Source organism: Mesorhizobium sp. M1E.F.Ca.ET.063.01.1.1, assembly GCF_003998155.1.
In the GTDB taxonomy this organism is placed as follows: Bacteria; Pseudomonadota; Alphaproteobacteria; order Rhizobiales; family Rhizobiaceae; genus Mesorhizobium.
Genome location: NZ_RZSC01000745.1, coordinates 1 through 2,826, shown reverse-complemented (window position 1 = coordinate 2,826; position 2,826 = coordinate 1). Strand labels below are relative to the sequence as shown.

Sequence of the window (2,826 nt, the reverse complement as noted above, 5' to 3'; positions counted from 1 at the left end):
CCATCAGGTTGATGACATTGCCGCGCTCCGGTGCCGCCGCGATGATCGGCTTGTGGCCTTTCAGCTTCTCGCGGATCATCGCCATCAGCGCCACTTCGTAGCGATCCTCATAGTTCTTCGGATCGAAGTGGGTTTCCTTCTGCTTGATCAGCGCCTGGGCAAGCTCCAGCATTTCCGGGTCCGGCTTACCCGCCGGGATGTTGCCGAAATATTCAGCCGTGCCGCGCACTTCGTTGGGGTTCCTCAAGGTGCAGACGAACATGCCGTTCTCGCGCGCGCCGATCGTCACGACACGCTCACGGCTGGAGAGAACGAGGCGCGCAATCGCCAGCTTGCCGGATTTGCGCATGGCTTCCCGCAGCACGGCGAAGGTTTCCTCCGCCATGGCGCCGTCGGGTGCCAGATAATAGGGCGAGTCCTGGTAAATGACATCGACCTCGTCCTCGTCGACGAAGGCCTCGATGTTCATCGTGTGGTTGGATTCGATCCTCACCGCGTCGAGGTCGGCATCATCGATGATGATGTACTGCTTGTCCTCGTATTCGTAGCCTCTTACCAGATCCGAGCGTTCGACCAGGCCGAGCTCGGGGTCGACCGGCTTCATGTTGATGCGGTTGTGGGTCTTCTTGTGCAACTGGTTGAACGAGATGCGCTCGCTCGCGCTGGTGGCCGGATAGAGCCGAACCGGACAGCTGACGAGGCTGAGCTTGAGATAACCTTTCCAACTTGCCCTGGGCGCCATGATGAACTCCTACGCGGCCATGCACTGACGGTTAATTGCAGCGCTTCGTCCGAAGGACGAATGAGGCTGCGGAAATCCTACACCGACCCCTGATGGTACATGCAAATTGCTGACGAAGTGTTTTTGGGGCGGATTGGGCCGGAGGATAGTTCAAATTGTAGGAAGCGTCGATGGAGAGGGATTGAGACGCTGGCGATTGGCCGAAAGCCTTGATGCTTCGTCATTCTAGGGCGAAGCAAGGAGCGAAGCGACGCGCGCAGACCCTAGAATGACGAAAAACGGGAAGGCAAATCCCTCGCAGCCTCATCGATCTCCGCCCAGGGATCGCCCGACGTCTCCAAGAGCCCTGGCAGCGAGGCGTAGTTCAGATCCTCCGGCGCGTCGATCGTCTCCAGGTCCGTCCAACTCACCGGGGTCGAGGCCGGCAAATTGGTGCGGGCGCGCAGCGAATAGGGCGCCGCGGAGGTGTGGCCGCGGGCGTTGCGGTGGAAATCGATAAAGATGCGGCGCCTGCGGTTTTCCTTGCCCATCGTCGTGGTGAAGGTGTCAGGCGCGGTCGCGGCGAGAAAGGTGGAAATGGCGCTCGAGGCCTGGTGCAGTTTCTTCCAATTCTGCTTCTCCGTCACCGGCACGGTGATGTGGATGCCCTTGCCTCCGGAGGTCTTCGCGAACGGCACCAGGCCGAGGCTTTCCAGCCCACCCTTGATGTGGACGGCAGCCTCGACCACCTCGCGCCAGGAAATCCCCTCGCCCGGGTCGAGGTCGAAGACGATCTGATCCGGCTTGTCGAGCCTGGTGCGGTGCGCGCCCCAGGTGTGGAACTCGACAACGCCGAACTGCGCCAGCGCAAGGTAGCCCTTGGCGTCCTCGACCGAGAGATAGGTCTTGGTCTCGCCTTCCGAATTGGTGGACTCGAACACCGCTACCGATGGCGGCATGCCGGTGAAGGCGTGGCGCTGGAAGAAGCAGTCCTGTGGCTTGCCGGTCGGGCAGCGCACCAGCGACACCGGGCGGCCGATGATGTGCGGCAGCATGAAATCGCCGACCAGCGCGTAGTAGACGGCGATGTCGAGCTTGGTCGGCCCGGTCTTGCCGAAAAGCCGCCGCTCCGGATTGGTGACCCAAATGGCGGCAAGGTCGGATTCCGCGATCAGCCGCTTGCGCTTGACCGGCACCGGCGTGGTCAGGCCGCCGACATCGCGCAACCCGCGAAAGACGCCGTGGCGCAAGGCATTGTCGGCGGTGCGGTTGGCGTAGTGGATGCGGGCCGAGAGCAGCGGCTTGACCCAGTGCATCTCGCGCATGATCTCGCGCGGCACGCCTTCGGGCGGCGTGGCGCCGGCCGTCAGCCGCTCCAGCCTGGCGAGCAGGTCCGTCGCCATGTCGCGGTCGAAGCCGGTGCCGACCTTGCCGCGATAATGCAATTCGCCATCCTCGAACTCGGCCATGCCGAGCGCCGCCAGCCCCTCCGCCCGGTCGGAGACAGTGTAGCCGGCGATGACGAAATCGCCTGTCTTTTGCGCCTTGATCTTGGTCCAGCTCTTGGTGCGGCCGCTCTGGTAGATGGCGTCGGCGCGTTTGGAGACGACGCCTTCCAACCCCAGTTCCGTCGCCTGTTCGTATAGACCTCGCCCGTCGCCTTCGACATGGTCGCTGTACTGGATGGCGGAATTGGCGGCCTGACCGGCGAGCAGTTCGGCAAGCAATGCCTTACGCTTCTGCAGCGGCACCTTGCGCAGATCCCAGCCGTCGAGGTGGAGAAGATCGAAGGCGTAAAAATGCAGCTTCGAGCCGGCGCCCTCGGCCAGCGCGTCCTGGAGCAGCGCGAAGCGCGAGATGCCCTTCTCGTCGAGAACCATGATCTCGCCATCGATGATCGCCCGGCTGACCGGCAGGCGCGAGAAGGCCTGCGGGAGATTGCCATAGCGCTTCGTCCAGTCGATGCCGCCGCGAGTGATCAGCCGCACCTCGCCATCGATGACATGCGCCATGGTGCGGTAGCCGTCGAACTTGATCTCGTGCAGCCAGAGCTCGCGGGTTTTCTGTGCGGGGTGTTCGCTGCCCGGCGGCTCCGTCACCTGGGT

At 63.0% G+C, this 2,826-nt stretch carries 2 protein-coding genes; both read right to left on the bottom strand.

All coding sequences use genetic code 11. The features are described 5' to 3' along the window. Window positions 1-742: Ku protein (locus EOA29_RS31605; RefSeq protein ID WP_127222096.1), on the bottom strand; the 742-nt coding region annotated here is incomplete at its 3' end. A gap of 263 nt (window positions 743-1,005) precedes the next feature. After that, on the bottom strand, window positions 1,006-2,826 hold a 1,821-nt coding region (gene ligD, locus EOA29_RS31600; RefSeq protein WP_127222095.1), incomplete at its 5' end, for a DNA ligase D.